We start from the raw sequence: 2,264 nt of genomic DNA on the forward strand, positions 1-2,264 counted from the left end.
GCGGGTTCGGTTATTGACAGCGTACTGGTAATTGAAGTGCGCTCTGCTCCTCTTCCCGACAGCACGTATTATGCGGGGCAGGCAATCGTACGTTTAGTCCGCATTAAGCCCAATGTCCTTGTAGTTCCTGAGGAACTAGCTATCTGGCCTACAAGCTATCCGCTCACCCCCGCTGAATTAGCCCAGCGCCAGAATCTCTTTACTCCAAGTCAATGGGCCCAGGTGAACGTATTGCTCAACAATCCGCCGGGTCTGTTAGCAGGAGGTATTCTGGAGGAAGATTCTACCTATAAATATCAAGTTGGGCAACTCATAGTTAGTAAAGGAGAAGGTTTTAGTTTTGGGGGTCGAATTGAGCGGATTATTGCCCGAAATGGCAATTATGTACTTGTAGGGGTACGTCTTTTACCCCTGGAAGAAATTTACGACAATTATCCCTTCCCCAACATTAACCAGATGATCCAACAGGGTCTTTCACCTATCAACCCCAATGATGTACGCTTTCTTCCAATTTTAAACAAAAAAGATTCTCTATCCCTCAACAAGTTCATCCAAGAAGATAAGAAGAAACCATTCTGTAAGCCTAAGATAAAACCTAAACTTGGAAGTACACGTGCATACAAGATAGGATTAGATGTTACAGTCTCTGCAGTCTGTGAATTTGAAACAGAATCAGGAACGTTAGAAATCATTTTCTCTGCCGGAGTTGCTGGGGGTATTAATTATACAACATGGTACACAAGTGATGCATTTTATATACTGAAATATATTCTATGGAATCATGATATAAGATCTGCTGCCAAACTTATTTATAATCGCAATCTTTCTGTCGTTTTCATTCCCAAGTTAGAAGGAGAAGTAAAATACACCATAAAAACCCAGAAGGATGATCTAGAAATAGAAGGGATCACCTACATTATTCCTATCCCCGGCATGAGCATTAGATTCTGGGGATACTGGGCTGGTGTTGCATTAAGTGCCAGTATTGGAAGCTCGAACGTAACAGGAGAGTTAGTAGCAACCACTACACCCCAACTTGAGCTCTTTTCCATTAAAGCAGGAATAAAAGGATCATTCAGTCTGAATTTGGGAAGCCTTCTATATAGAGTTTTAGGCGAATCTCGAGGATCCATTCTCAATATAGAAACAACACCTTATGCCAAGGTTTCTATATTAGATGTGATAAAAATAAGCTCAAAAATAAAATTAGATTATTATGAAACTAGAGTAAAATTAATTCCTTTCACTTTTGGTCCCATGATCGGGATCCTTTACATCGAAAATATTGGAGAGCTTAATACAAGATATGCTTCTATTGGGTTGGGTATTAATCCTTATGCCTCTATTACTCCGTTAGCTGTATCATTACAGGGTGCTGTTAATGGGGCCGATGCTTCCAAAAGAAAAAGTAGAATATCCCTTCAGTTAGGCGGTGAAGCTCGTCTACTGGCTGCTGGAGACATCCTCGACTGGCTGGGCCTAACGGCCAATGTCCAACTTTGGAATCATGTATTTTTCGAAAAAGTCATTGGCAACATCAATCTCAGCGATTTGAATATCTCCAGAAATCAGAATCTGATTGCAGGAAAGCTGGGAGGCTATTCAAGCTGGGCAAATGAGGTTGCACTCTATCGAGTTGGAAGCCCCGCAGCTAAAAGCCAACCTGAAATACAGCAAACGGCTATAGCCAGTCAAGATCTGATTCTTTTAGGACAGGGCACGCCCCAACAGGATCGCTTTCAGTTTACTTATGATGCTTCTAAACTAGACTGTGGTGCTCCCGAAGGTGGAAAAGCCCACCTTGTCACCTACATCCGCATTCCTGTACTGGGCCTGTTTACCCTTCCACTTGGATTTTCCTATCTACGAGAGGTGGATTTGTGCAATCCGGAATTCAGGATACAACCTCCTCATCTCGAATTCACGGGCCAGAAAGGCGACCGCCTGCAACAGACCGTACAGGCCATTGCCAAAGACGCCGGCACCGTAACCGTCTCGGTCTCTAACACGCAGGGCCCCTTCACCCTTACCCCCACCCAGGCTACCATCACGCCCCCTGACTCTACCACCTCCTTCACCGTCCAGACCGAATGCACCGACGAGCGCCTCGGCCAGCGCCTGACCGGCAGCGCTACGTTCACCTTCACTACTTCCAGCAAACAGGTCCAGCGCACACTCTCGCTGTCGCTCTCCTGCCAGGACGCAGACAATCCCAACGACAATCCACCCATTGCGGGTGATCGTCCGCCGGCCCGCGGTGGCAG

General features: G+C 45.6%; 1 protein-coding gene. It reads left to right on the forward strand.

Going from position 1 to position 2,264, the window contains the following annotated elements:
* Positions 1 to 2,264 (forward strand): hypothetical protein (locus BUA15_RS13780; protein WP_178139429.1); only part of this gene is annotated, 2,264 nt, incomplete at both ends.

It is taken from the genome of Rhodothermus profundi, from assembly GCF_900142415.1.
Lineage (GTDB): Bacteria > Bacteroidota > Rhodothermia > Rhodothermales > Rhodothermaceae > Rhodothermus > Rhodothermus profundi.